Here is a 25,651-nt window from a genome sequence, read left to right on the forward strand (position 1 = left end):
AATTTTTTTAAGATACATATGCTTTATTTCTTTTGCCCAAATTTCCTCAATATTAAAGTTTAAGATATTAATTAAAAAGAAGTAATAAAAATAATATATAAAAATTCAAAAAAGGAGTTAAACTTAAAATTTGATTAGAAAAAATCAATTTTGAGAAAACCCCTTTTATTTTGAATTTTAAATTTAATAATATTTTCAAGTAATTAAGTAAAATATTTTAAAAAATTTAAAAGTTATGATATTTAAATATTAATAAGTTATATCAACCAAATAAAAAACTAAATTTAAAAAAATAAAAATCTATCTAAATATTTAACACACATAATAATCATAAACAAATATAAAAATAAAACGCTTGCAATTAATAAAATTGCCTACAATATAAAACTCTATCATTTAAAATATTAATTTATAAATCTTATTGTTTTTTAAGCAATTTCTTCTTCTATATCAGTACCACGTATTTCACCAGCAGTAAGAACTTTAAAAGTACTGAATATTTTTGAGCCTAAAAATCCTGCGACTACATTAAATAAGGCACACAATCCAGCTGTTATAAGTACTTGATTAACTGGATTATAGGCAAACATTATAGCAAATCCAGCTACAGGTGTAGCTGTACCTGGTGTCATATTTACAAGCCCCATCAAAGCTACAACGATACCAGAAAAAGCGCCTCCAAAGAAATTAGTACAATATATAGGTATTGGATTTGCCGAAATTATATCTGATTGAGTCAGTGGTTCAATAGCGACAGATATAATATCTTTTTTAGATCCTAACTTCAATCTTGCAAATAGTGTTGAGTTCATAAAAGCTGAACCAAAAGCACCTAATGCTCCTATTGCCATAGGAAGACCAGTAAGACCAATTATAGATGTAAGCGCCATTGAACTAAGTGGAGATGTACCAACTACTGTTATTAAGCCTCCTAATATAATTCCCATCACTATAGGACTAATATTAGTAGCCTCTATTAAAACTTGTCCAATTTGTAGTAGTGTACTATTAACTAATGGGTCTACATTTGATGCTATAAGACGAGATAGTGGTGCACATAGAAGGATTACAACTACTAAATCCACTCCAGGTGGTACCTTTTTCTCTATAAACTTAATCAAGAAAGAAACAAAGTACCCAGCAACGAATCCAGATAATATAGAAAAATCTAAACACGATAATCCTATTAGAACTGCATAAACTGGAGATACACCAAGAGCTAAAGGTACAAGTATAGCAGCAGCAACTCCACCAAGGCTACCATTAGCGGCTCCAACACTTCTAAAAAATTCCATACCTAAAACGTCGCCAAGTAAAGAAAGGTTGAATGCCTCGACTAAGAAAGTAGCACAAGCAGCACTTGCAAGAGCTCCCATAGCTTTCATACCATATGGAGCTTTGTAACTAAAAATTGTGAAACAACATAGAACCAATAAAAGTAAACCTGTTCCTAATAAAATTTCTGACATAAGAAAATCCTCCTTGTATTTTTTTTAGGACATAAACTTTTGTTTATGATAACGTTATCCTAATGTGTAAATAATTAACTAATTAATGACAACAGAACAAAAGTAATTTTAAATTTTAATTGGTTTTATATTGTATCTAAAAATAAAAATAACTATAAAAGTATATAAAGCAAGTTTAAAATGTAAGTTAAACTTATACTTTATAAGATAATTATATATAAATAATACAATCTTGTATAGGAAGATTGATAAAAAATAAATTTAATATGAAAAAAAACAATTATTATCATATAAAAAAGGAATAAACCTTTTTTAGAAGAAGTATTTATAATGAAAGTAATTTTATAGGGGGAGAGTATTTGAAAAAGGTTAAATATACCAGATTAGTGATACTTGGTATTCTTATATATTTAGTGTTTAATATCTTAGTAATGATTATTAGTAAGAATGTAGATACAGTAGTATTAAAATCTGAAGTAGTCGATGCAAAAATTAGTACGGAAGGTACTCTAGAAAAAGACTTTAATGACCAGAGTAGTTTTTTATCAATATATGTTGATAAAGAAGATTCTAAAAGCTTTAAAAAAAATCAAGATGTCATAATTGAATATAACAAACAAAAAATAGATGCAAAAGTTTACAAAATATATAAAAATAATAATAAAATAATGGTAAAATTAAAAATAAGTAACCAAATTATTGGAAATCAGGATACAAGTGTCGAAGAATTTGATATAATATATAATCAGATGGAATGTTTAAAAATACCTAAAACTTCTATAAAAACAAAAGACAATAAACGTGGTGTATATGTAATTGATGAACAATCACAAAGTGTAAAATTTGTCATACTAGAAGGGATAACTTATGAAAATGAATCTTCTGTATTTGTGGATTATTATAAAAATGACATAAATGGAGTTAAAAGTGTTAATCTATATGACAAAATAATTTTAAGACCTAACAGAATAAACACAAATATAAGGATAAAGTAGGTGATAATAATGGGTTCTGTTAAAGAGAATTTATCTAAAGTAAGAAGTAAAATTGATGAAGCCGCAAAAAAAGTAAATAGAGATAGTAAAGAGATTACTCTTTTAGCAGTTACAAAAACTGTTGATGTAGATTTAGTTAGTGAAGCAATGGAAGAAGGAATTACTTCTGTTGGTGAAAATAAACCTCAAGAATTAGCTAGAAAGTATGATATTATAGGTGACAAACTAAATTGGCATTTAATAGGAACTTTGCAAACAAATAAAGTTAAGTACATAATAGATAAAGTCTGTATGATACATTCTTTAGATAGAATCGCGTTATGCGAGGAAATTCAAAAACGGGCTGAGCAAATAAATAGAGAAATAGATTGTTTAGTACAAGTGAATATATCTAAAGAAGAATCTAAACATGGACTTGACAAAGGAGAAGTTATAGATTTTGTCAAAGAAGTGTCAGAAAAATATAAAAATATAAAAATAAAAGGTCTAATGACAATGGCACCTTTTGTAGCAGATGAAGATGAAATAAGAGGTGTATTTAAAGGTCTTAAAGATTTATCAATACAAATAAAAGAATTAAACATATCTAATGTAGGTATGGATGTTTTATCAATGGGAATGAGTCACGATTATGAAATTGCTATAGAGGAAGGGGCTACCATTGTTAGAGTTGGAACATCAATCTTTGGAGAAAGAAATTACAATAAAAAATAATTACTCAAATCTGAATAAATTCTAAGGAGGAAGTTAATAATGTCAAATGGAATAATATCTAAATTTAAGAACTGGATAGTTGATGAAGATGAAGATTATATTGAAGATGAATATGAAAGTGGTATGGACGATATAGTTCAAGAGGAAGAAATAAATGGAGGATTTAGTGCTGCAAAAGCAAATAAAATTGTAAATTTACATACAACTTCTCAAATGAAGGTTGTAATAGTTGAACCTAAAGTTTATGATGAAGCTGCAACTATAGCAGACCATCTAAAACAAAGAAGGGCAGTTATAGTGAATTTGGAAGGATTGACTAATTCTGAAGTTCGTAAATCTATATTTAATTTTATGAATGGAGCGGTTTATGTTTTAGATGGAAGTATACAAAAGGTTTCTAAGTCAATATTTATACTAGCTCCTAATAATGTAGATATAGATGCAAATATGAAAAAAGAATTAGAAAGTAAAGCATTCTTCCCTTGGCAAAATAAATAGTAAAAAGGCGGTTAATGTATGGGAACAATAAGAATTGCACTGTATTATCTTTTAGACATAATAGCATGGATGATAGTTATAAAAAGCTTGATGACTTGGTTTCCAAATGGAAGACAAAGCAAAATTTTTGAGATTTTAGAAAATCTTACAGAGCCAATAGAAGGTCCAATAAGGTCTATAATGTACAAATACACAAATGGGCCGATAGATTTTTCTCCTTTAATTGCAATAGTATTATTGATGTTCCTAAGACAATTAGTATTGGTTATATTCTAAGGTGATAACATGGACAAATTGAAATTGACAAATCACATAAAGGATATAGACTTGAAAAATAAAATGTTTAAAGTAATAGACAAGGCTAATAGTTGTATAAAAAACTATGATGTTAAGTCTACTGAGTTTCTTAATCCATATGAAGTGAGAAATGTTGTAGATATATTAAATTCTACTAATGAAATAAAATACAGTGTGGATGGAGGTTACGAACAAGCTGAAAGAAGCACTGTATTTATTTATCCATTTTACATGGAATATGAGGATATAGAAGATACTCTTAGATTTTTACAGATAGAAGGAAATTTTAAATTTAAAAGTATATCTCATAAAGATTATTTAGGAGCAATTTTGAATCTAGGTATAAAAAGAGAAAAAATTGGAGATATAATTATACATGATAGTTTTTGTCAAGTAGTTGTAAGTAGTGATATTTGTGATTTTATAATCATAAATTTAGAGAAAGTTTCAAGAAATAATGTAATTGTAAAGGAAATTTCCAGAGAAAATATTGTTAATAGTTCTTCAAAATATAAGGAAGTATCATTTACAGTATCTTCAGATAGGTTAGATTGTATCATAAGTAGTCTTTACAATATATCTAGGCAAGATAGTGCAAAATACATAAATGGAGAAAAAGTCCATGTCAATTATGAAAAGATAACTTCAACTTCTAAAATAATTAAAAATGATGATTTAATTTCTATTAGAGGTAAAGGAAGAGCTAAAGTAACACAAATAGGAGATATTACTAAAAAAGGAAGAATAAAAGTTCAAGCAAAATTAATTGTATAAGGACTAATTAAAATTATAGCTGGGAGGAAATGTAATGCTAACTCCAATTGAGATAGAAAATAAAGAGTTTAAAAAAGGTTTAAGAGGTTATAGAGATGAGGAAGTTGATGAGTTTTTAGATATCATCAAAGAAGATTATGAATCTCTGTGTAGAGAAAATACAGCTCTTAAAGAAAAATTAGGATTATATCAAGACCAAGTCAACAAATATGAAAATATTGAAGAAACACTAAAAGCTACTTTAATAACTGCTCAAAGTGCAGCAGAAGACACTTGTAGTGCAGCAAATAAAAAAGCTAAGATAATCGTTGAAGAAGCAGATTTAAAAGCTAGACAAATTATAGAACAAGCTAATAATCGTGTTATAGAGATAAGAAAAGAGTACGATGCTTTAGTTAAAGAATTTAAGATATTTAGAAATAAATTTAAATCATTGTTAGAAGATGAAATAAGAAGTGTCGATGAGATTTTTTATGATGTAGATGAAAAATGTGTAAATGCATTTGAAGGTACATCAGTGTATAATTATAGTAATGATGAAGCTGCTACAACTTTAGAATAAACAATAATTTTACTGGATTTTAGGTAGAATTATTGTATAAGTTTGAGAATACTATAACAAAAACTAAAAATAGGATAAAAATACAAGAAAAATATAAATTATTATATTTTTCAAAAATATATTGACTATTCAAATTATTTGTTATAGAATTTCATATAAACACAGAAAAATTTTTAAAAGCGTTGATAGAGACAATTATCTTTAGATAATTTTACAGAGAATTGGGTATGCTGAGAACCAAGGAATTTATAAAGATGAGAATCACTCTTGAGCTGCAGGCTGAACGATTAAACTTTATTAAGCTGTGCCGGTTAGTGCCGTTATACTATTAGAGTGTTATATGTGAGTATTGTTAAGTTCACATATAGAATTAGGGTGGTAACGCGATTGATAACTCGTCCCTTTGTTTAAAGGGGACGGGTTTTTTATTATTCAAATTTATGTAAAAGAATAAAAACTTTGGAATTATAATAACTGTAAGAAAGGGTGATTTATATGGCAAAATTTAAGCCATTGGTGGACAGTTCTGTAAAACAAGCAGAAGCACAAGTTTTTGACTATTGGAAAGACATAGATATACTTGAAAAAACTCTAGAAAAAGGTAAAGACGACCCAAGTTTTGTATTTTATGAAGGACCTCCAACAGCTAATGGAAATCCTGGAGTACATCATGTTTTATCTAGAACACTTAAAGATTCTGTTTGTAGATATAAGACAATGTCTGGTTATCAAGTAAAGAGAAAAGCTGGTTGGGATACACACGGATTACCAGTTGAAATACAAGTAGAAAAAGAATTAGGTCTTACTAGCAAGCAACAAATAGAAGAATATGGAATAGCTGAATTTAACCAAAAATGTAGAGAGTCAGTTTTCTCATTTGAAAAACAATGGAGAATAATGACTGAGAGAATGGCTTATGAAGTTGACTTAGATAATCCATATATAACTTTAGATAATAACTATATAGAATCTGTATGGTGGATACTTAATAAATTCAATAAAGAAGGATATATCTATGAAGGGCATAAAATACTTCCTTATTGCCCAAGATGTGGAACTGGTCTTGCTAGTCATGAGGTTGCACAAGGATATAAAGAAGTAAAGACAAATACAGTTGTAGCTAAATTTAAGAAAAAAGATGCTAATGAATACTTCTTAGCATGGACGACTACTCCATGGACTTTACCATCAAATGTTTCATTAACAGTAAATGCTGATGTTGATTACTTAAAAGTTAAAAAAGGTGATGAGGTATATTATGTATCTAAACCTTTAGCTAATAAAGTATTAGGTGAAGACTATGAAGTTTTAGAAGAAATGAAAGGTAAAGATTTAGAAGGATTAGAATATGAACAGTTAATGCCTTTTGTAGAAGTTGATAAAAAAGCATTTTTCATTACAGTAGGAGATTATGTAACTACTGAAGATGGTACTGGAATAGTTCATACAGCACCAGCATTTGGTGAAGATGACTATAATACAGGTAAAAGATACGATTTACCAGTTGTACAGCCAGTAGATGAAACTGGTAAATTTACAGCTACTCCTTGGGAAGGTAGATTTGTAATGGAAGATGGGCTAGATGTTGAAATAATAAAATGGCTAGCTTCTGAAAATAAACTATATAGTAAGGAAAAAGTAGTTCATAATTATCCACATTGTTGGAGATGCCAAACTCCACTTGTGTACTATGCAAAACCAAGCTGGTATATAGAAATGACTAAGCTTAAAGATAAATTAATAGAAAATAATAATGGTGTAAAATGGTTCCCAAGCTTTGTAGGTGAAAAGAGATTTGGAAACTGGTTAGAAAATCTAAATGACTGGGCAATATCAAGAACTAGATATTGGGGAACTCCACTTCCTATATGGAGATGTGAATGTGGCCATACAGATTCAGTTGGTTCAAGAGCAGAATTAGCTGAAAAAGCTGTAGAAGATGTAAACCCAGAAACTGTAGAACTTCACAGACCATATGTAGATGATATACACTTAAAGTGTGAAAAATGTGGAAAACCAATGACAAGAGTAACAGAAGTTATAGACTGCTGGTTTGATAGTGGAGCTATGCCATTTGCACAACACCACTATCCATTTGAAAACAAAGAAAACTTTGATAAACTATTCCCAGCTGATTATATATCAGAAGGTATAGACCAAACTAGAGGTTGGTTCTACTCATTACTTGCAGTATCAACATTTGTATTAGGAAAAGCACCATATAAGAGTGTCTTAGTTCCAGACCTTGTACTCGATAAAGATGGAAAGAAAATGAGTAAATCAAGAGGAAATACAGTAAATCCTATGCAGTTGTTTGACCAATACGGAGCAGATGCACTAAGATGGTATTTACTATATGTTTCTCCACCATGGACTCCAACTAAATTTGATATGGATGGATTAAAAGAAATCCAAAGTAAATTTATAGGTACTATGAAGAATGTATATAACTTCTTTACTTTATATGCAAATACAGATGATATAAATCCAACTGAATTCTTTGTAGAATACAAAGATAGACCAGAACTTGACAGATGGATACTATCTAAATTCAATAATTTAATGAAAGATGTAGAAGAAAACTTAGAGATATTTGAATTAAATAAAACTTTAAGAATGATACAAGATTTCATAAATGATGATTTATCTAACTGGTATATAAGACGTTCAAGAAGAAGATTCTGGGCAACTGAATTAACAGAAGATAAAAAAGCTGTATACAATACAACTTATGAATTATTACATGGACTTTGCAGAGCTATAGCACCATTTGCTCCATATATGTCAGAAGAAATGTATAGAAATCTAACTGGAGAAGTATCTGTTCATTTAGCAGAATATCCTAAGTTTAATGAGAGTCTAGTTGATACTAAATTAGAAGAAAAAATGGATTTAGCTAAGAATCTAGTTACTTTAGGTAGAGCTTCAAGAGAAGTTGAGAGAATAAAAGTTCGTCAACCATTGCAAAAAGTATTAGTAGATGGTAAGTTTGAAGATACAATAAGTGATGTAGTTGACTTAATAAAAGAAGAACTTAATGTTAAAGAAGTAGTATTTGCTAAAGATTTGGATGAATATATGAACTTTAGCTTAAAACCAAACTTTAAAGAAGCAGGACCAGTATTAGGTGCTAAGATGAACTTATTTGTAGGAGCATTAAATAAATTAAATGCACATGAAACTGCTAATAAACTTGAAAATGGTGAAACTTTAACAGTTGACTTAAATGGTGAAGCTTTTGAGTTTAATAAAGATTTAGTATTAATAGGTATAACTGCTAAAGAAGGATTTAATGTATCTGTTGAAAATAATCTTTTCGTTATATTAGATACTAAATTAACTGATGAGTTAATTGATGAAGGATATGCTAGAGAATTTATATCTAAAGTACAACAATTGAGAAAATCTAGCAATTTTGAAGTATTAGACAACATAGTAATAGATTACTGTGGTGATGATGAAATTGCTAAGGCTGTTGAGCATTTTAATGAATACATCAAGTCTGAGACTTTAGCTTTAGAAATAAATAGAGTGGATGATAAATCTTTAGAAGAACAAAACTTAAATGACCATATGACAGGTATAAAAGTTACAAGAAAATAAAAAATAATAAGTTGTTAATTAAGAGCCCTATAGAAATTTATTTGTAAATTTCTATAGGGCTTTTTTTAAAAAGATAGTTTATTTCTTTATTTAATTAATTGCTTTAGTAGACTAATAATTAAATGTTTTAATATTCCAAAATTTACAATAAATAAATTTATATAAATCATATAAATTATTTATAGCATATGATAAAATGTTAGTGAATAAACGTTTAAGTGAGGATGAATAATATTTTAGAGTTAGCTACTTCTGGTAAATTTATTTTTGAATTTATTGTGCATTATGCAGGGTAGTTTATTTATTATGCAAAGGGGTGCGTTTTGATGTATGGTGAAAGCAAAAAACTAAGTATTGATAATAACATATTTTTGCAATATGGTCTTATTATATTGGGAATGATTTTATCAACCATAGGAATAAATTTATATCTAGCACCAGCCAAGTTGTTAAGTGGAGGAGTAGCTGGAATTTGTGTTATATTATATAAGTTATTTGGTATAAATCAGGGATTATCTAGTTTTTTGATGAACATACCGATATTTATTATAGCTAAAAAGTATTTTGATAATAAATTTTTGTTAATAAGTTTTGTCAATATGTTGCTATTTTCTGTTGCACTTGGGGTAACACAAGATATTGCTAAATATTTTCCTATAAATGATACTATGCTGCAGTGTATTTATGGTGGTGTTTTAACTGGTATAGGTATGGGGTTAACATTTAAAGCAAGAGCTACTGCTGGAGGGCTTGATATAATAGCAGCTATAATGAAAAGAAAGTATGATATACCAATGAAAAATACATTTTTATTTATTAATTTTTTTGTAGTATGTGCAGGAGCATTTTTATTTGGAGCAAAATTGGTAATGTACACTCTAATTACTATGTATATAATTTCTTTTACAATGGATATAGCAAAAGATTGCTTCGATAGAAAAAAATCTATACTCTTAATATCAAATAGATATGAAGAAATATCAAAAGTAATAATGAATAAGATGGGTAGAGGCGTAACTTTTTTAGAAGCAGAAGGAGCGTATACGCAGAATAAGAAAAAAATGATTTACTGTATCATATCTGCAAATGAAGTAGGTAAATTTAAGGATTTAATTTATGATATGGATAGTGAAGCTTTTATTTCTGTAAACAATGTAGAAGAAGTAAAAGGTGGAGGTTTTAAAGATAAATTTCTATAAGATAGAAGTGTTAAAAAATACCATATATCTTGTTATTGTACCTAGTTAGATGTATACTGTAACTAATGGGGCACATGAAGTGCTCAATAATATACTAGGAGGTATAATAATATGTTAAGAGAGAGATTTGTAGTAAGAAATCATCATAATCCACATGCAAATGGATGCTGTGGAACTGGAGGAGAAGGCTGTTGTGGAGGAGATAGCAATCAACATTCACATGAACATTCTCACAGTCATGGGCATGAACATGAGCACGTAAACGGTGTAGGGCATGACCATAATCATGATGATGGATTTTCAGGGACTCATGAGCATGGGCATGAACACACACATACACATGGGCATGAACACACACATACACATGGGCATGAACATTTAGATGGGCATACACATCAACATAAATAGAAATATTTTAAATTAATAAAATGATTTTTATTTTGTGATTCCATGAAGGTTTAAATAAAAATTATTCATAGAAAATAAAAAAGTGAACTGTTTAAAGTAAAAAACTTTAATGGTTCACTTTTATTAATTATTAAAATATTGAGTTTAAATCCAATGATTAACTAAAAAAGAAGCGATATTTTCATAAGGCATTTTTTCTGTTTTTAACAAGCTTTGGACAACCAAACCATCAACTATAGACATAAGTAAAAAAGAAAAAGATTCAGCATCCTGTTCATTTTCATCACCACTATATTTTTCAAGAGATTCAATAATTTCAGATTTAAGGGTAGTTCGCCATTCAATATATTTTAATCTCATTCTTTCTTTCAAATCATCATTTGAAGTAATAGCCTCACAAATAAGATACATATGTACTCTACCACGACTTTCTATAGTAGATATTTTTTCTAGTATTAAGTTGACCATTTCTATTTGAGAATTTTTGGATTTGACATTTTTTACACAGTTTAATATAGCACTAGTTATAACTTCTAAATGAGTATCAGCAATGTCATATATAATATCATTTTTAGATGAGTAGTGATAATACAATGTACCCTTACTTATATTCACATCTTTTGCAATATCAGCAAGACTAGTATTTTGAACTCCATTTTTTGCTATTAAATTAGTAGCAGATAATAAAATAGCCTGTTTCATATTATTTGTTTTCATAAAACCTACCTTTCTATGTATATTTATAACAAATTAATAACATTATAAGCTTATAGAAAATTATTGTCAATAAAGCAAGAATCTATATCTATTGACTTTTTTTAATTCAAAATATAAAATAATAATTAAATCGGTCGTACGACCGACTGAATAAACAAAAACAATATATTATAGTGAGGTTAATATGGATAAAATAAAATTGATAGTAGACAGTGCATGTGACTTACCTAATCATATAATAGAGAAATACAATATTGAAGTTATTGGTTTAAATGTATCTTTTGGAGAAGAGAGCTATATATCTGGGAAGGAAATAGATAATGAAACTTTCTACAGAAAAATGGATGAAAGTAAATTATTGCCAAAAACATCATGTCCTTCACCAGATAAGTTTTTAGAGGCATATCAATGTGAAGAGGAAAGTATATTAGTAATTAATATAAGTTCAGGATTATCTGGAACTTATAATAGTGCACTTTTGGCAAAAGATATGTTCGAAAAAGAAGGAAATAATAAAAAAATCGAAATTATAGATTCACTTAGTGGGTCAATTGGCATAGGACAATTAATATTAAAAGCGGCAATATTAATAAAAGAAGGAAAAGAACTTGAAGAAATTGTTTCAATAATAGATAGATATAAAGACAATCCACCATTTTATGGAACTCTGGAGACGCTAGAAAACGCTATTAAAGGAGGGAGAATAAATCCAATAGCAGGAAAAATTATAAATACATTAAATTTTAAGGCTATAATACAAGTTGCAGATGGGATTGTAACTCCAATAGATAAGGCAAGAGGTGAAGGGAATAGCTTGAAAAAACTGATTCAGTTAGTAGAATCAAAAATTATAGATAAAGAAGATAAGGTTTTATTTATAGGACATGCTAACTGCCCTGAAAAGGCTCAAAAAGTAAGAGAAGCTATGGAAAAGGATGTTAAATATAAAGATGTTGTAATCTGTGAAGTTGGTTCAGTAATGGGAACATATACTTCAAAAGGTGCAATTTTGATAACTGCAATATAAATAATAAATTAAAAAGTTAAAGCTGTATAAAAATGAATAAAGTCATTTTTATACAGCTTATTTTGATGTTACTAAGTTAATCTTATAATTAACCAACTACACATATTTCTTTGTCATATTTGTTTAGTATTTCGCAACCATCTTCAGTAACTAGTACTAAATCTTCTATTCTAACTCCAAACTCTCCTGGTAAATATATACCTGGTTCTATAGAGAATATCATTCCTGGTTGTACAGTATCTGTATTTATAGAAGATACATCTCCCTTATCATGAACTTCAAGTCCTATAGAGTGACCTGTTCTATGAGTGAAGTATTGTCCATATCCTTTTTCAGTTATGTAATCACGAGCAGCTGCATCTATATCACAGAATCTAACTCCTGGTTTTACAATAGCTTCAGCTCTCTTATTGGCTTCAAGAACTATTTCAAATATTTCTCTACCTTTTTCAGGTATTTCTTTATAGAATACAGTTCTTGTCATATCAGCACAATAGTTATCTTTTATGCAACCTATATCTAATATTATTGCATCACCTGGTTTTACAAGAGCATTTCCTGGTTCTCCATGTGGATTAGCTCCATTAGGACCAAATCCTATGATAGGGTCAAATGAAAATCCATCAGCACCTAAGTCTTCATATATTTTAGATAATTTACCAACAAGTTGTTTTTCTGTAAGTTCACCAGAAACAGTAGCTTTAAGTTGTTCCATACCTTTGTCATTTAATCTTGAAGCTATTCTCATTAATTCTTTTTCTTCTTCATCTTTACACATTCTTAAAGTATCTATTATATAAGATGAGTTTACAAATTTGCTTCCTCCACCTGATTCTATTAAGCTTAATAAGAATCTAGCTGGCCAGTTTTTGTCAACACCCATAGTAGCATTTTTGTCTACATGTTCAGTTACTATTTCTATTGGATTTTGAGTATCATTAAACCAAACCATTTCAACACCTAAATCTTCTGCAACTGGGAATAATTCATTTATAAATAATTTATTATTACCATTTAAATTTAGGTATAAAGCTAGTAGTCTTTCACCTGGGTGGATTAGTAATCCTGTTAAATAAAATATTGAAGTAGGATCACTTACCAACATTTGAGAAATATCATCTTTTTTCATTTGTTCAAGTACAGCATTTAATCTTTGAGTCTTCATAATAATTTCCTCCTAATCAAAATTCGATACAAATCAATTTTAGCACTATTAAACAAAAATTAGTATACTTTTCTTCTAGAAATATAAAAAAATTTTAACATATATCTTTTATATTAAATTTAATTCCTCATTTTACATTAAAAGAAAAGTAAAATAAGTTTATATTGTGAAAATTTTATAAAAATAATAACTTGAACAAGTAAAAATATATATTTGAGATGGTTATATAATTATGAAAATTAATAAAAAAATTTTTATATTAAAATAATATTGAAACAATTTTAAAAATTTAGTATCATTAAAGAGAAAGTGATGGAACTTTCAAAATTTATCACTTTTAGTAAATTTTGATTTCAAAATATCTAAATTTGAAGTATAAATATTTCTATTTAAAGTATTTTATAGGTTAAATTGAAGTATTTTATAGGCTGAACTTATTTTAACAGTTATGAAATCAATTTTTAATTAATAAAGAGAGGGGAAATTATAATAGGATGGAAAAGAAAAAAATAGGCCTATGGAGTTTGGTATTTATGAATGTATCAGCTTTATATGGTATAAGATGGATAGCTAAGTCGACAGCGTCAAGCTTCGGTTTAGGATTAGGTGCAATACCTATGTGGTTATTATTCTCATTTATATATTTCGTACCAGGAGCTTTAATTTGTGCTGAATTAGCTTCTACATACCAAAAAGGTGATGGAGGTTTATATGATTGGGTTAAGGAAGCCTTTGGAGAAAAATATGGATTTTTAGTTTCTTGGTTAAACTGGACAGCTAAAATATTTTGGTATTCTTCATTCCTAACTTTTTTAGCAGTAAATGTTTCTTATACAATAGGAAATCCAGCACTTGCAGATAATAAGATATTTGTACTTATATTATCTTTAGTAATATTCTGGGTATTATCTATTATAGCAACTAAAGGAATTAGTTTTACAAAAATATTCACTAATACAGGCGCATTAGGTTCAACAATACCAAGTGCTATACTTATAATATTTTCATTTTTAGCAGTATTAGTATTGAAAAAACATGATATAGCTTCAACATATACAATAGCTTCAATGACTCCAAAACTTAATATGGATGCATTTGTTGCTATATCAGCTATAATGTTTGGTTTAGCAGGAGCAGAAACTGCAGCTAACTTTATAACAGAAATAGATAAGCCTGAAAAGAACTTCCCTAAAGCTATATTAATATCAGCTGGAATAGTTGCTTCATTATATGTATTAGGTTCTATTGCAATAACAATGATAATACCACCAGACCAAATTACTGCTTCTAAAGGTGTGTTAGATGCACTTGCAGCTGTTTGTGAATCTTTAGGAATAGGTTCTTGGTTAGTTCAATTGATAGCTTTTGGTATAGCTTTTTCAATATTAGGAGCAATAGTTCTTTATATAGCATCACCAATAAAAATGTTATTTGGTAGTGTTAAAAAAGGAGTATTTCCAGATAGTTTGGTAGAAGTAAATAAACATAAGATACCTTCTAAAGCAGTTATACTCCAAGCAATAATAGTTACTATAATATTATTGGTTACTACATTAATGCCTTCTGTTGATGCTATATACAATGTTCTTGTAACTATGACAGCATTAACTGCATTATTCCCATATGTGTTGTTATATGCTTCTTATATTAAACTAAGAAAAGAGAGACCAGATGAAATTAGACCATATACTATGGCAAAATCAACAAGTACTTGTATAGGTTTAGCTAAAATGGTTTTAACTGTAACTGTAGTTGGTATATTGTTATCAGCAGCACCAGTTATGCCTACATTTGCTGAAAATATCATATATGAAATAGAAATGATTGGTGGAGGTCTTCTAGTTATTTTATCTGGTCTATGGTTATGGAATAGATATGAAAAGAGATCAGCTAAATAAAAATGTATTTTAAATATATATTTTGGATATTATTATATATATAGTTGACAATTTATATCATAAGGAATATTATAAAATAAAGAAATTAATAAATTAAATCCTGAGATAAGAAAGAGTAAATAAATAGACTTTTACACAGAGAATTAAGGGTGCTGAGAGCTTAATAAAAAGTGTTTATTGAATGGGTCTTTGAGGAGTAAGGTGAAATGCAGTTTAAGACTGTAGATTATCTGATATCGTGTGTGCACGTTATAGCATATATTAAGATATATATATTCAGCTTTGAGTATATATAAATTTAGGTGGTACCACGGAAAATATATCCGTCCTATTGATTTAGGACGGATTTTTTAATATAGAAAATTTAGGAGGCAAAATGAACGTAATAGGAATTATAGGTGCAATGGATGAAGAGGTAAGTATCTTAGTAAATTTAATGGATATTAAAGAAATTGTAAAAAAAGCTAGCTTAGAATTTCATAAAGGAACTCTAGAAGGAAAAAATGTTGTATTAGTAAAATGTGGTATAGGAAAAGTTAACTCTGCTCTTTGTGCACAAATATTAATAAGTGAATTTAAAGTTGATGCTATTGTCAATACAGGTGTTGCAGGGGCTTTAAATGAAAATCTTGATGTCAATGATATAGTAATTTCAACTGATGCGATACAATACGATATAGATACTACTGCATTTGGAGACCCTAAAGGTGTTATACCAAGAATGGAAACATCTGTATTTAAAGCAGATGAAAGACTTGTAGAAGCTGCTTATAAATCTTCTGTAGAAGAAACAAAAACTCATAAAGTATTAAAAGGAAGAGTAGTAACAGGAGATATATTTATAAACTCTAAAGAATTAAAAGAAGAATTAGTAAATGATTTTGGCGGGTATTGTGGAGAGATGGAAGGTGGAGCTATAGCTCATGTATGTTACTTAAATAATGTTCCATTTGTCATAATAAGAGCGATGTCTGATAAAGCAGATGGAAGTGCTGGTGTTGCATATGAAGTATTTGTACATGAGGCAGCCAACAATTCTAAAGATATCGTATTAAGCATGTTAAAATCAATATAAATATATAAGGAGGTACAAATCATATGAGTGAAAAAAAGGTTATATTTAGTGGTGCACAACCATCAGGTAAGATGACTCTAGGAAACTATTTAGGAGCTATAAAAAACTGGACTGAACTTCAAGAAAATTATAATTGTTATTATAGTATTGTTGATTTACATGCAATAACAGTACCTCAAGACCCTAAAGTTTTGAGAGCTAATACTATAGAATTACTTGCTCAATATCTAGCTTGTGGATTAGACCCAGAAAAAAATACTATATTTATACAATCACATGTTAAAGAACATGTTGAACTTATGTGGATATTAAATACAATGACTTATATGGGTGAATTAAGTAGAATGACTCAATTTAAAGATAAATCACAAAAGAGTGAAGCAAATCTAAATGCAGGATTATTTACGTATCCAGTTCTTATGGCGGCTGATATACTATTATATCAAGCTGATTTGGTTCCAGTTGGAGATGACCAAAAACAGCATTTAGAATTATCTCGTGATTTAGCAAATAGATTTAACAATAGATTTTCACCTACATTTGTAGTTCCAGAAGGATACTATCCAAAAGGTGGAGCAAGAGTAATGAGTTTGCAGGAGCCAACTAAGAAAATGAGTAAGTCTGATTCAAATGAAAATGCATTTATATTATTAGCAGATGATTCAGATACTATAAAGAGAAAGATTAAGAGAAGTGTTACTGATTCTTTAGGTGTTGTAAAGTACACTGACGAACAACCTGGTATTAAAAACTTACTTGATATATATTCTAATTTAAGCAAAAAAAGTGTAGAAGAAATTGTAAATATGTATGAAGGTAAAGGTTATGGAGTATTTAAAGAAGATGTAGCTGAAGTAGTATCAGAAGCTTTAAGACCGATAAGAGAAAAATACGTTGACCTTCTTAATAATAAAGATTATTTAGAAAAAATATATACTATGGGAGCTGAAAAGGCTGAAAAACAAGCTAGAAAAACTCTTAGAAAAGTTTATAAAAAAGTTGGATTTATAGAGAGAAGATATTAATTATATTATATATATTCTTTAGTAAACAAATTTTAAAGTTATTAAAAAAGTATATTATAGGAAATAGAGAGGATATTATTAAGATAATATCCTCTTTAGTTTTGTAATAAAAAAAGATGAGCTTTTGCTCATCTCAAAGGGGTTAGATTATTCTTACTTTGGGGAAAGTAGAATAAAGGTAAAAGTTAACTGACGTTAACTTTGTTCTTTTTTGCATATCACTACTGAGCATAAAAAAATCAGAAAACCAGAGCCTTCTGAACTAACCTTGAACATACATCCATTATACTTTATACTCAATATGTAATTTATGAATTAATTTTAACTCTTATAAAGAAAATTGTCAATAATATATCAAAAAAACGTTTTAAAAAATTTATATATATAATTAAATGAGTTTGATTTTATGTTTAACTGATATGATACAATAATTAAGGCAATTATTTTTTATGTATTTAATAAACCATAAAAATAATACCAATAACATATGTAAAAATTATTTTTAACAGGGAAAATAAGAGGGAAAAACATGAAAACATCAATTTTAATAGCATTAGTAGAGAAAACAAGCCTTATTGTAGTATTATTTCTTCTAATAACAAAGCTAAAAACATTTAAACAAATATTTCAAAAAGAAGAATATAGCTTGAATGATTTGATTTGTATATCTTTAGTTTTTACTTTTCTAGCTATATTTGGTACTTACAATGGTATAAATTATATGGGGTCAATAGTAAATACTCGAATAATATCTATAGTATCAGGAGGCGTTTTATTTGGACCAATTGTAGGTATTACAGCAGGGTTGCTGTCAGGTATACATAGGTATTTTGTGGATATTGGAGGTATAACATCCATGCCCTGCCTTTTATCAAGCATACTAGCAGGTGTGTTATCAGGGTTTTTATATAAGAAGATACCAAAAAAGCATAGAGTGATATATGGAATACTAGTAGGTATGATTTCTGAAAGTTTTACTATATTACTTATATATTTAATATCACAGCCTCATTCTCTGGCAATTAAAATAATTAATGTGATATATTTACCTTTAATTGTCGGACAAATTGGTATAGGGTTTGTTATATCTATAGTTGAGGGAATTGAAAAAGATAAAAAGGATATAGAAGCAAGAAATAAAGCAGAAATAAAAGCACTTCAAAGGCAAATTAATCCACATTTTTTATTTAATTCTTTAAATACGATAGCATCCTTTATACGATTTAATCCAGATAAAGCTAGAGAACTCATAATAAATTTATCAACTTACTTGAGATATAATCTTGAATATAGTGATAACTTGATAGACATAAATAAAGAGATTGAGCAAGTTAAATCTTTTGTAGAAATAGAAAAGGCTAGATTTGGAGATTTATTGACTATAATTTATGATATAGATGATGTAAATATAAAAATTCCAAGCTTAATTATACAGCCAATAGTAGAGAATGCAATAATACATGGGATTTTGGAAAGTGGAAGAGCTGGTGTAGTAAAAATATCTATAAAAAAGTTACAACATTCATTAGAAAATACTGTGAGAATATCGATTGAGGATAATGGTATAGGTATAAGTGAAGAAGTCATAAATAATGTATATCAAGATAATATGCCAGAAAATAAGATTGGCCTTTATAATGTTCATTTAAGACTTAAGCTAATGTATGGAAGTGGTCTTAATATGAGAAGAACCGATAAAGGAACTTTAATTATGTTTTATGTAAAGGAGTAGGAAGATGAAAGCGATAATAGTTGAGGATGAGTTTCCAGCAAGAAAGGAATTAAGATATTTTATTGAAAATAAAAGCAAGATTGAGGTAGTAAGTGAATTTACTAATGGTATAGAGGTACTAGATTTTATTCAAGAAAATAAAATAGATGTAATTTTTTTGGACATAAATATACCTCATCTTGATGGAATGTTACTTGCAAAAACATTAAACCAATTTAAATCAAGACCCAAAATAGTTTTTATAACGGCATATGAAAATTATGCAGTAGATGCTTTTTCATTAGGTGTATTTGACTATGTACTTAAGCCTTATTCTGAGGATAGAATTACATCAATGTTGGATAAGTTAGAGAAAAGTGAAACAAATAGTAGTGAAATATCTAGTGATAATAATTATGTATCTAGTGATAAAAAAGGTACAATAAATCAAAATATAGAGGAAATAACACATAAAATTAGCCTTTGGAAAGGTGATAAATTGGTTGTAATAGATATTGATGATATATATTACTGTGAGGCTAATGAAAGACAGACATTTATATATACTGAAAAGGAAACTTTTATACTGAAAGAGGGCATATCAGAAGTAGAAAATATAATAAATGATAAAACTTTTTTTAGAACACATAGGTCTTACATAGTAAATTTAACTAAAGTAAAAGAAATTATCCCATGGTTTAATAATACATACATATTGAAGTTAAAAGATAGTGATTATGAAGTAACTGTAAGTAGAAGTAAAATAAAAGAATTCAGGCTATTAATGCATATATAAAGTCATTTCATGTACTTAAATATGCACTTAATGTGATTAACATTTATATTAGTACAAAAAAGTATTACTATTTGAACTGGAAATAGTTTTCTTAAACTTATAAAAATTTATAAAGCAATTATAAAAAAACTAAGGGGATGAATTTATGGTAAGTTTTTTAGGTTCAATAGTGGTACTTATAGTAGGTTATTTTATTTATGGCACCTTTGTAGAAAAGGTTTTTGGAATTAATGATAAAAATCAAACGCCAGCTATAGCTTGTAGAGATGGTGTAGATTATGTTCCAATGAAATGGAAACGAATTTTCTTAATTCAATTCTTAAATATCGCAGGTTTAGGTCCTATATTTGGTGCTATACAAGGTGCATTATTTGGGCCATCAGCATTTTTATGGATAGTATTTGGGACAATTTTTGCAGGTGGTGTACATGACTTTGCTTCTGGATATTTATCAATGAAGAATAAAGGTACATCTGCGTCAGAATTAGTAGGTCTTTACTTAGGTAATAGTGCAAAAATAGCAATGAGAATATTTAGTGTTATTCTTTTGGTATTGGTTGGAGTTGTTTTTGTAACAGGTCCAGCAGGATTACTAAAAACATTAACAGGAGTAAATACACAAATATGGGTTGGAGTAATAATTCTTTATTATATAATGGCTACTGTTTTACCAATAGATAAGTTAATTGGAAAAATATATCCTTTATTTGGAGCTGCTTTATTAATTATGGCAGTAGGTGTAGCAGGAGGATTAATAATAAAGGGATATAACATACCAAATATAAATTTACAAAATATGAATCCAAATGGAACACCTCTATTCCCATATTTATTTATAACAATAGCATGCGGGGCAATATCAGGTTTTCATGCAACACAATCACCACTTATGGCAAGATGTGTTGAAAGAGAGAGTGAAGCAAGACCAGTATTTTATGGTTCAATGGTTGCAGAAGGAATAATAGCTTTAGTTTGGGCAGCAGCAGCTATGTCATACTTCCATGGTATACCTCAACTTAATGTAATATTTAATGATGGTGGAGCAGCTACTGTTGTAAATACAGTGTCTGTTGGATTAATGGGACCTATTGGAGGAGCTTTGGCTATACTTGGTGTTGTAGCATGTCCTATAACTTCAGGTGATACAGCATTTAGGAGTGCTAGATTAACAATAGCTGATGCAATGAACTACAATCAAGATGCAGTTAAAAATAGATTTTTAATAGCTTTACCATTGTTTGCAGTAGGTGTTGCTCTTACGTTTATAGATTTTAATATAATCTGGAGATACTTCTCTTGGGCAAATCAAACACTTGCTATGATAATGTTGTGGACTGGTTCTGCATATTTGGTTAAAGCAAATAAAAATCACTACATAACTACATTGCCAGCACTTTTTATGACTGTAGTGACATTTAGTTATATAATGCAAGCAAAAGAAGGTTTTAGACTACCAGTAAATATATCTAATGGAATAGGTATTGCTGTTGCAATAATTCTTGGTATTTTATTCTTTAAAAAAGCTAAAGATATAAAAGAACAAAATACTCATAAATTAGCAAGTTAATACAATTATTACAAAAAATAAAAAATATAACATTTAAATTATGTTTTAAAAATTTGTAGGTGAATTTAAAATTTGCCTACAAATTTTTTTTGAAAAAATCAAATCTTACTTTTTATTGTATTTTTAATTTAGTTTTCCACATACTATTTTTACAATATAAATATTAAAATTAGAGGTGTTGAAAATGGATACTAACAAATACAAAGATAAATTATTAAAAGAAAGAGAAAATTTGACTAATTTAGTGGGAGATATGAAAGACAATACTTTATTTGGAGATACAACTAAACATACCAGTGAAAAGTATTCATCAGGAGAGTTATCTAGTTATGATAATCATATAGGAGATATGGGAACAGATTTATATATGCAAAATATGCAAAATAGTTTAATAAATCATGAAGAAGGCAGATTATATCAAATAGATTTGGCATTATCTAAAATAGAAAATGGAACATATGGACTTTGTGATTTATGTCATAATCAAATAGATTTAGAAAGATTGGATATACTACCTGATACAAATTTATGTAATGAGTGTGCAAAAAAAGAAGAGGATTTATTAGGACATGCAAGTGAAACTCCTGATGTGGAGGATTCTAATTTTTATTCAACAGATTTAACAAATTTAACTGATTTAAACAAAAATGGAACATTAAGAGATTAAAAAATTGACATAATATATTGTTAGAATGAATTAAGAAAAGAGGTAATGACATGAAAAAAGCAATGTGGGGTATATGTATATTCGCATTATCAATAGTAGGTGTATATACATATAATCAAAATACACATAATCAAAATATCTCAAAAGAAGCCTATAGTTTAAATGACAATATAAAGGACGATTATGAAGATGTAATAATCAAGAAAGGAAATGATGACGAAAAAATTCTAGCATTGACTTTTGATGATGGACCAGATGAGGACTTTACACCACAAGTACTTGATATATTAAAGAAAAATGATGTAAAGGCAACTTTTTTTGTAGTTGGAGAAAAAGTTGAATATAACAAAGAATTGCTAAAAAGACAGTATGAAGAAGGTCATGAGATAGGAAATCATACATTTACACATATAAATGTTGAAAAAAATAGTTATAATAAAGTAGAAAAAGAAATAACAGATACACAAAATGCTGTAAAGAGTGTAATTGGAGTAGAGCCAAAAATATTTAGACCTCCATATAGAGCCATGAGCAAAAGTGTTTGTGATATTATAGTTTCTAAAGGTATGAATATAATTCTTTGGTCAAACTTGGACCCTAGAGACTGGTCAAATCCTGGCGTTGATAGTATTATTAATACTATTCTTACAAAAGTACAAAACGGAAATATAATACTTTTACATGATTACAATAATAAGAGAAACAATAAATCTCAGACTATACAGGCTTTGGAAGTAGTAATTCCCAAGTTAAAAGAAAAAGGGTATAAATTTGTAACAGTATCTGAACTTATACAACATTTAGATAAAAATAAACAAGTGCAAAAATAAAGGATATTTGTTTAAAGATTAATGATGCTTGTAAATTTGAAATACAAGCATCATTAATCTTTAAGCCATAAAATACACAAAAAGTATTGAATAATAGAGTACTTTTAAATCTTTTATATATAATAATACAATTTTAAATGTGTAACGGTTTATAATACAGAAAGGTTAATATTATTTTTGATTAGTTTCACTAAAAAATTCAATTTTAACAGAGTTGCTCTTTATAGTATTTTTTTTGTATAATGGTAATAGTGAATTTAAATCAAAATTGATTTTTAAATAATTTATAGGGGGAAAAATCATTGTTATATGTGTTAATAATAATTCTGCTTATAGGATTAGACCAATTGTCTAAACTATGGGTGTTAAATAATTTGGTTAATGTATCTACAATACCAATAATAAAGAATGTATTTCATCTAACTTACGTTGAAAATAGAGGTGCAGCATTTGGACTATTACAAAATAATCAATGGATATTTATAATAGTTGCATTACTTGCAACAGTGTTTGGGTTATACTATCTCAATACAAGAAAAGTACATACATCTGGAAAGTTGGGAATCATATTAATAATATCTGGTGCATTAGGAAATCTGATTGATAGAGTTAGATTAGGGTTTGTAGTAGATTATTTTGACTTTAGGATTATATGGGAGTATGTATTTAATGTAGCAGATGTATTTGTAGTTGTAGGAACTGTATTTTTATGTATATATGTTTTATTTTTTGAAAGTAAAAGTAGGTGATTTGATGGAGAATGTAAGAGAGTTTTTAGTGCTTGAAGAGGAAGAAGAGGTTAGACTTGATGTTTATCTAGCAGAACAATTAGGAGATATGTCAAGAAGCTACATACAAAAAATTATAAAAGATGGTAAAGTAAAAGTTAATAATAAAGTAGAAAAAGCAAAATATTTAGTTAAAGAAGAAGATAAGATTATTATAGAAATACCAGAACCTAAAGTTTTAGAGGTTGTAGCTCAAGATATACCAATAAATATTGTATATGAAGATGATGATATTTTAATAATTAATAAATCTCAGGATATGGTTGTTCACCCTGCTCCTGGAAATTATGAAAATACATTGGTAAATGGAATTTTGTATCATTGTAAAGACAAGTTATCATCAATAAATGGTGTTATTAGACCTGGCATAGTTCATAGAATAGACAAAGATACTTCTGGTCTTCTTATGGTAGCTAAAAATAATTATGCACATAATTTTTTAGCAGAACAATTAAAAGAGCATTCTATAACTAGGGAGTATGAATTTATATGTTATGGTGTAGTTAAAGAAGATAAAATAACTGTAGACAAACCTATAGGAAGAAATCCTAAGGATAGATTAAAAATGGCTGTAGTAAAAGATGGAAGAAATGCAGTAACTCATTTTGAAGTGGTAGAAAGATTTGATAAATTTACTCATATGAGAGCTAGACTTGAAACTGGTAGAACTCATCAAATAAGAGTGCATGCTTTATCTATAAATCATCCACTTTTAGGTGATAGTGTATATGGACCTAAAGAAAATAAATTTAAACTAAAGGGACAAACTTTACATGCTAAGAAATTGGGATTTATACATCCTACCACTAAGGAATATATTGAATTTGACTCAGAATTACCAGAATACTTTAAGGAAGTTCTTAGAAAAATTAAATAAAAATTTGTATGATATTATAAATCATCTAATTAGATTTATACAAGTGATAAAATTAGTGAAGTTTAGCTAAAATATTTTATATTAAAGTATTTTGATTAAAAAAGCTTGAAAAATTTGAAATATAAATATATAATTTGAATTAATCGAGTATAAAAATTATCTTTAAACGATACAGAGATATCGTAAGACAATTGCTGAATTAGACTATATATATTTTTATATAAAAGCTTCTTGTCTTGTGATGAGAAGTTTTTTGTTGTTTAAATTGAAAATTTTAATAAAGTGGTGTTGTAAAAATTTAAGAGAGAGGAGTAGATTTGTCAAAATAAAAGAGAGTATATTTTTTTGACAATAGTTATGATATGGTAGAAAAAGCTCAATTAATGGATGAAAAGGCTATAGCAAGAGCAATTACTAGGATAAGTCATGAAATAATTGAAAGAAATAAAGGTGTAGAAAACCTAGTATTAGTTGGAATAAAAACTAGAGGTGTGCCAATTGCAAATAGAATCTCTAAAAGAATAGAACAAATAGAAGGAACAAAAGTAGACACTGGAGATATTGATATAACACTTTATAGAGATGACTTAGAAAAAGTTAATGTTGAACCAGTAGTCAAGGGAACATATCTAGACTTTAATGTAGATGATAAAACAGTAGTTTTAGTTGATGATGTGTTATATACAGGAAGAACTGTAAGAGCAGCACTTGATGCTATTATTGATATAGGAAGACCTAAATCAATACAATTAGCAGTATTAGTGGACAGAGGACATAGAGAGTTGCCTATAAGAGCAGATTATGTAGGAAAAAATGTCCCTACTTCGAGACATGAAATTATATCTGTTAGTTTATTAGAAATTGATGGAGAAGATTCAGTTACAATCAAAGAATAGTGATTTTTTAATATTATATAAAAGCTCAGCATTGTATAGTCATGGAGGAGGATAAAGCTTACATATATTGCACAAAATAAATAATACAAGTTT

General features: G+C 28.1%; 24 protein-coding genes and 2 other annotated features. Of the genes, 21 read left to right on the top strand and 3 right to left on the bottom strand.

Annotation, left to right across the window (positions count from 1 at the left end):
- Positions 1-428: 428 nt before the first annotated feature.
- Positions 429-1,469, bottom strand: coding sequence for a PTS sugar transporter subunit IIC (locus KGF48_RS03705; protein ID WP_227840358.1), 1,041 nt, complete (start codon positions 1,467-1,469; stop codon positions 429-431).
- A 359-nt stretch (positions 1,470-1,828) separates the two neighbouring features.
- Between KGF48_RS03705 and KGF48_RS03710 the strand changes: the two genes are divergently transcribed.
- The 9 genes from KGF48_RS03710 (at position 1,829) to KGF48_RS03750 (ending at position 10,519) form a co-directional block, all read left to right on the top strand.
- Positions 1,829-2,464: an HlyD family efflux transporter periplasmic adaptor subunit gene (locus tag KGF48_RS03710; RefSeq protein ID WP_227829150.1), complete on the top strand. Its 636-nt coding sequence runs from the start codon at positions 1,829-1,831 to the stop codon at positions 2,462-2,464.
- Between the two features lie 9 nt (positions 2,465-2,473).
- Positions 2,474-3,178 (top strand): YggS family pyridoxal phosphate-dependent enzyme, encoded by a 705-nt coding sequence (locus tag KGF48_RS03715; RefSeq protein ID WP_227840357.1) that lies wholly within the window; start codon positions 2,474-2,476, stop codon positions 3,176-3,178.
- A gap of 39 nt (positions 3,179-3,217) precedes the next feature.
- Entirely contained in the window at positions 3,218-3,676 is a 459-nt protein-coding gene (locus KGF48_RS03720; RefSeq protein WP_227829148.1) for a cell division protein SepF, read from the top strand.
- Positions 3,677-3,694: 18 nt separating this feature from the next.
- On the top strand, positions 3,695-3,952 hold the full coding sequence (locus tag KGF48_RS03725) for a YggT family protein (RefSeq protein WP_054274603.1): 258 nt from the start codon (positions 3,695-3,697) through the stop codon (positions 3,950-3,952).
- A 9-nt stretch (positions 3,953-3,961) separates the two neighbouring features.
- The gene (locus KGF48_RS03730; RefSeq protein WP_227840356.1) at positions 3,962-4,747 is read left to right on the top strand and encodes a YlmH/Sll1252 family protein; all 786 of its coding nucleotides are present in this window, start codon (positions 3,962-3,964) and stop codon (positions 4,745-4,747) included.
- A 34-nt stretch (positions 4,748-4,781) separates the two neighbouring features.
- On the top strand, positions 4,782-5,309 hold the full coding sequence (locus KGF48_RS03735; RefSeq protein ID WP_227432447.1) for a DivIVA domain-containing protein: 528 nt from the start codon (positions 4,782-4,784) through the stop codon (positions 5,307-5,309).
- Between the two features lie 173 nt (positions 5,310-5,482).
- Positions 5,483-5,715, top strand: a binding site (T-box leader).
- Positions 5,716-5,804: 89 nt separating this feature from the next.
- Positions 5,805-8,912, top strand: coding sequence for an isoleucine--tRNA ligase (gene ileS, locus KGF48_RS03740; RefSeq protein ID WP_227867752.1), 3,108 nt, complete (start codon positions 5,805-5,807; stop codon positions 8,910-8,912).
- Positions 8,913-9,238: 326 nt separating this feature from the next.
- On the top strand, positions 9,239-10,111 hold the full coding sequence (locus tag KGF48_RS03745; RefSeq protein ID WP_227829145.1) for a YitT family protein: 873 nt from the start codon (positions 9,239-9,241) through the stop codon (positions 10,109-10,111).
- Between the two features lie 111 nt (positions 10,112-10,222).
- Complete coding sequence (locus KGF48_RS03750) at positions 10,223-10,519, top strand: hypothetical protein (protein ID WP_227867753.1); 297 nt, start codon at positions 10,223-10,225, stop codon at positions 10,517-10,519.
- 144 nt (positions 10,520-10,663) lie between these two features.
- On the opposite strand, the gene KGF48_RS03755 is transcribed toward KGF48_RS03750, so the two are convergent.
- The gene (locus tag KGF48_RS03755) at positions 10,664-11,236 is read right to left on the bottom strand and encodes a TetR/AcrR family transcriptional regulator (RefSeq protein ID WP_227482887.1); all 573 of its coding nucleotides are present in this window, start codon (positions 11,234-11,236) and stop codon (positions 10,664-10,666) included.
- 184 nt (positions 11,237-11,420) lie between these two features.
- Here KGF48_RS03755 and KGF48_RS03760 point away from each other — a divergent pair, with 184 nt between their 5' ends.
- A complete protein-coding gene (locus KGF48_RS03760; protein ID WP_227829142.1) occupies positions 11,421-12,263 on the top strand; it encodes a DegV family protein in 843 nt (280 codons plus the stop codon).
- A gap of 88 nt (positions 12,264-12,351) precedes the next feature.
- On the opposite strand, the gene KGF48_RS03765 is transcribed toward KGF48_RS03760, so the two are convergent.
- The gene (locus KGF48_RS03765) at positions 12,352-13,428 is read right to left on the bottom strand and encodes a M24 family metallopeptidase (RefSeq protein WP_227432453.1); all 1,077 of its coding nucleotides are present in this window, start codon (positions 13,426-13,428) and stop codon (positions 12,352-12,354) included.
- 494 nt (positions 13,429-13,922) lie between these two features.
- On the opposite strand from KGF48_RS03765, the gene KGF48_RS03770 reads away from it, so the two are divergent.
- The 11 genes from KGF48_RS03770 to pyrR all read left to right on the top strand — a co-directional run bounded on the left by KGF48_RS03770 (position 13,923) and on the right by pyrR (position 25,558).
- A complete protein-coding gene (locus tag KGF48_RS03770) occupies positions 13,923-15,326 on the top strand; it encodes an amino acid permease (protein WP_227828094.1) in 1,404 nt (467 codons plus the stop codon).
- A 93-nt stretch (positions 15,327-15,419) separates the two neighbouring features.
- Positions 15,420-15,660: a binding site (T-box leader), on the top strand.
- A gap of 42 nt (positions 15,661-15,702) precedes the next feature.
- Complete coding sequence (locus KGF48_RS03775; RefSeq protein WP_227828095.1) at positions 15,703-16,401, top strand: 5'-methylthioadenosine/adenosylhomocysteine nucleosidase; 699 nt, start codon at positions 15,703-15,705, stop codon at positions 16,399-16,401.
- A gap of 23 nt (positions 16,402-16,424) precedes the next feature.
- Entirely contained in the window at positions 16,425-17,426 is a 1,002-nt protein-coding gene (trpS, locus tag KGF48_RS03780) for a tryptophan--tRNA ligase (RefSeq protein ID WP_227828096.1), read from the top strand.
- Between the two features lie 529 nt (positions 17,427-17,955).
- Entirely contained in the window at positions 17,956-19,158 is a 1,203-nt protein-coding gene (locus tag KGF48_RS03785) for a LytS/YhcK type 5TM receptor domain-containing protein (protein ID WP_227840354.1), read from the top strand.
- A 4-nt stretch (positions 19,159-19,162) separates the two neighbouring features.
- The gene (locus tag KGF48_RS03790; protein ID WP_227840353.1) at positions 19,163-19,933 is read left to right on the top strand and encodes a LytR/AlgR family response regulator transcription factor; all 771 of its coding nucleotides are present in this window, start codon (positions 19,163-19,165) and stop codon (positions 19,931-19,933) included.
- A gap of 145 nt (positions 19,934-20,078) precedes the next feature.
- On the top strand, positions 20,079-21,500 hold the full coding sequence (locus tag KGF48_RS03795) for a carbon starvation protein A (protein WP_227828099.1): 1,422 nt from the start codon (positions 20,079-20,081) through the stop codon (positions 21,498-21,500).
- 184 nt (positions 21,501-21,684) lie between these two features.
- Positions 21,685-22,167 carry a TraR/DksA C4-type zinc finger protein gene (locus tag KGF48_RS03800; RefSeq protein ID WP_227840352.1) on the top strand — a complete coding sequence of 161 codons (483 nt, stop codon included), beginning with the start codon at positions 21,685-21,687 and terminating at the stop codon, positions 22,165-22,167.
- Between the two features lie 50 nt (positions 22,168-22,217).
- Positions 22,218-22,997 carry a polysaccharide deacetylase family protein gene (locus KGF48_RS03805; protein WP_227840351.1) on the top strand — a complete coding sequence of 260 codons (780 nt, stop codon included), beginning with the start codon at positions 22,218-22,220 and terminating at the stop codon, positions 22,995-22,997.
- A 302-nt stretch (positions 22,998-23,299) separates the two neighbouring features.
- The gene (lspA, locus tag KGF48_RS03810; protein ID WP_227828102.1) at positions 23,300-23,746 is read left to right on the top strand and encodes a signal peptidase II; all 447 of its coding nucleotides are present in this window, start codon (positions 23,300-23,302) and stop codon (positions 23,744-23,746) included.
- Entirely contained in the window at positions 23,715-24,662 is a 948-nt protein-coding gene (locus KGF48_RS03815) for an RluA family pseudouridine synthase (RefSeq protein ID WP_413894781.1), read from the top strand. The genes lspA and KGF48_RS03815 overlap by 32 nt, the downstream gene beginning before the upstream one ends.
- 362 nt (positions 24,663-25,024) lie before the next feature.
- A complete protein-coding gene (gene pyrR / locus KGF48_RS03820) occupies positions 25,025-25,558 on the top strand; it encodes a bifunctional pyr operon transcriptional regulator/uracil phosphoribosyltransferase PyrR (protein ID WP_227828104.1) in 534 nt (177 codons plus the stop codon).
- The last annotated feature ends 93 nt before the right edge of the window (positions 25,559-25,651 follow it).

Source organism: Clostridioides sp. ZZV15-6388 (assembly GCF_020657755.1).
Taxonomy (GTDB): Bacteria; Bacillota; Clostridia; order Peptostreptococcales; family Peptostreptococcaceae; genus Clostridioides.

Coding starts and splice junctions, on each gene's coding strand:
- KGF48_RS03705 (WP_227840358.1), bottom strand. CDS start 1,469: ATGTCAGAAATTTTATTAGGAACAGGTTTACTTTTATTGGTTCTATGT.
- KGF48_RS03715 (WP_227840357.1), top strand. CDS start 2,474: ATGGGTTCTGTTAAAGAGAATTTATCTAAAGTAAGAAGTAAAATTGAT.
- KGF48_RS03720 (WP_227829148.1), top strand. CDS start 3,218: ATGTCAAATGGAATAATATCTAAATTTAAGAACTGGATAGTTGATGAA.
- KGF48_RS03725 (WP_054274603.1), top strand. CDS start 3,695: ATGGGAACAATAAGAATTGCACTGTATTATCTTTTAGACATAATAGCA.
- KGF48_RS03730 (WP_227840356.1), top strand. CDS start 3,962: ATGGACAAATTGAAATTGACAAATCACATAAAGGATATAGACTTGAAA.
- KGF48_RS03735 (WP_227432447.1), top strand. CDS start 4,782: ATGCTAACTCCAATTGAGATAGAAAATAAAGAGTTTAAAAAAGGTTTA.
- ileS (WP_227867752.1), top strand. CDS start 5,805: ATGGCAAAATTTAAGCCATTGGTGGACAGTTCTGTAAAACAAGCAGAA.
- KGF48_RS03745 (WP_227829145.1), top strand. CDS start 9,239: ATGTATGGTGAAAGCAAAAAACTAAGTATTGATAATAACATATTTTTG.
- KGF48_RS03750 (WP_227867753.1), top strand. CDS start 10,223: ATGTTAAGAGAGAGATTTGTAGTAAGAAATCATCATAATCCACATGCA.
- KGF48_RS03755 (WP_227482887.1), bottom strand. CDS start 11,236: ATGAAAACAAATAATATGAAACAGGCTATTTTATTATCTGCTACTAAT.
- KGF48_RS03760 (WP_227829142.1), top strand. CDS start 11,421: ATGGATAAAATAAAATTGATAGTAGACAGTGCATGTGACTTACCTAAT.
- KGF48_RS03765 (WP_227432453.1), bottom strand. CDS start 13,428: ATGAAGACTCAAAGATTAAATGCTGTACTTGAACAAATGAAAAAAGAT.
- KGF48_RS03770 (WP_227828094.1), top strand. CDS start 13,923: ATGGAAAAGAAAAAAATAGGCCTATGGAGTTTGGTATTTATGAATGTA.
- KGF48_RS03775 (WP_227828095.1), top strand. CDS start 15,703: ATGAACGTAATAGGAATTATAGGTGCAATGGATGAAGAGGTAAGTATC.
- trpS (WP_227828096.1), top strand. CDS start 16,425: ATGAGTGAAAAAAAGGTTATATTTAGTGGTGCACAACCATCAGGTAAG.
- KGF48_RS03785 (WP_227840354.1), top strand. CDS start 17,956: ATGAAAACATCAATTTTAATAGCATTAGTAGAGAAAACAAGCCTTATT.
- KGF48_RS03790 (WP_227840353.1), top strand. CDS start 19,163: ATGAAAGCGATAATAGTTGAGGATGAGTTTCCAGCAAGAAAGGAATTA.
- KGF48_RS03795 (WP_227828099.1), top strand. CDS start 20,079: ATGGTAAGTTTTTTAGGTTCAATAGTGGTACTTATAGTAGGTTATTTT.
- KGF48_RS03800 (WP_227840352.1), top strand. CDS start 21,685: ATGGATACTAACAAATACAAAGATAAATTATTAAAAGAAAGAGAAAAT.
- KGF48_RS03805 (WP_227840351.1), top strand. CDS start 22,218: ATGAAAAAAGCAATGTGGGGTATATGTATATTCGCATTATCAATAGTA.
- KGF48_RS03815 (WP_413894781.1), top strand. CDS start 23,715: ATGTTTTATTTTTTGAAAGTAAAAGTAGGTGATTTGATGGAGAATGTA.
- pyrR (WP_227828104.1), top strand. CDS start 25,025: ATGGTAGAAAAAGCTCAATTAATGGATGAAAAGGCTATAGCAAGAGCA.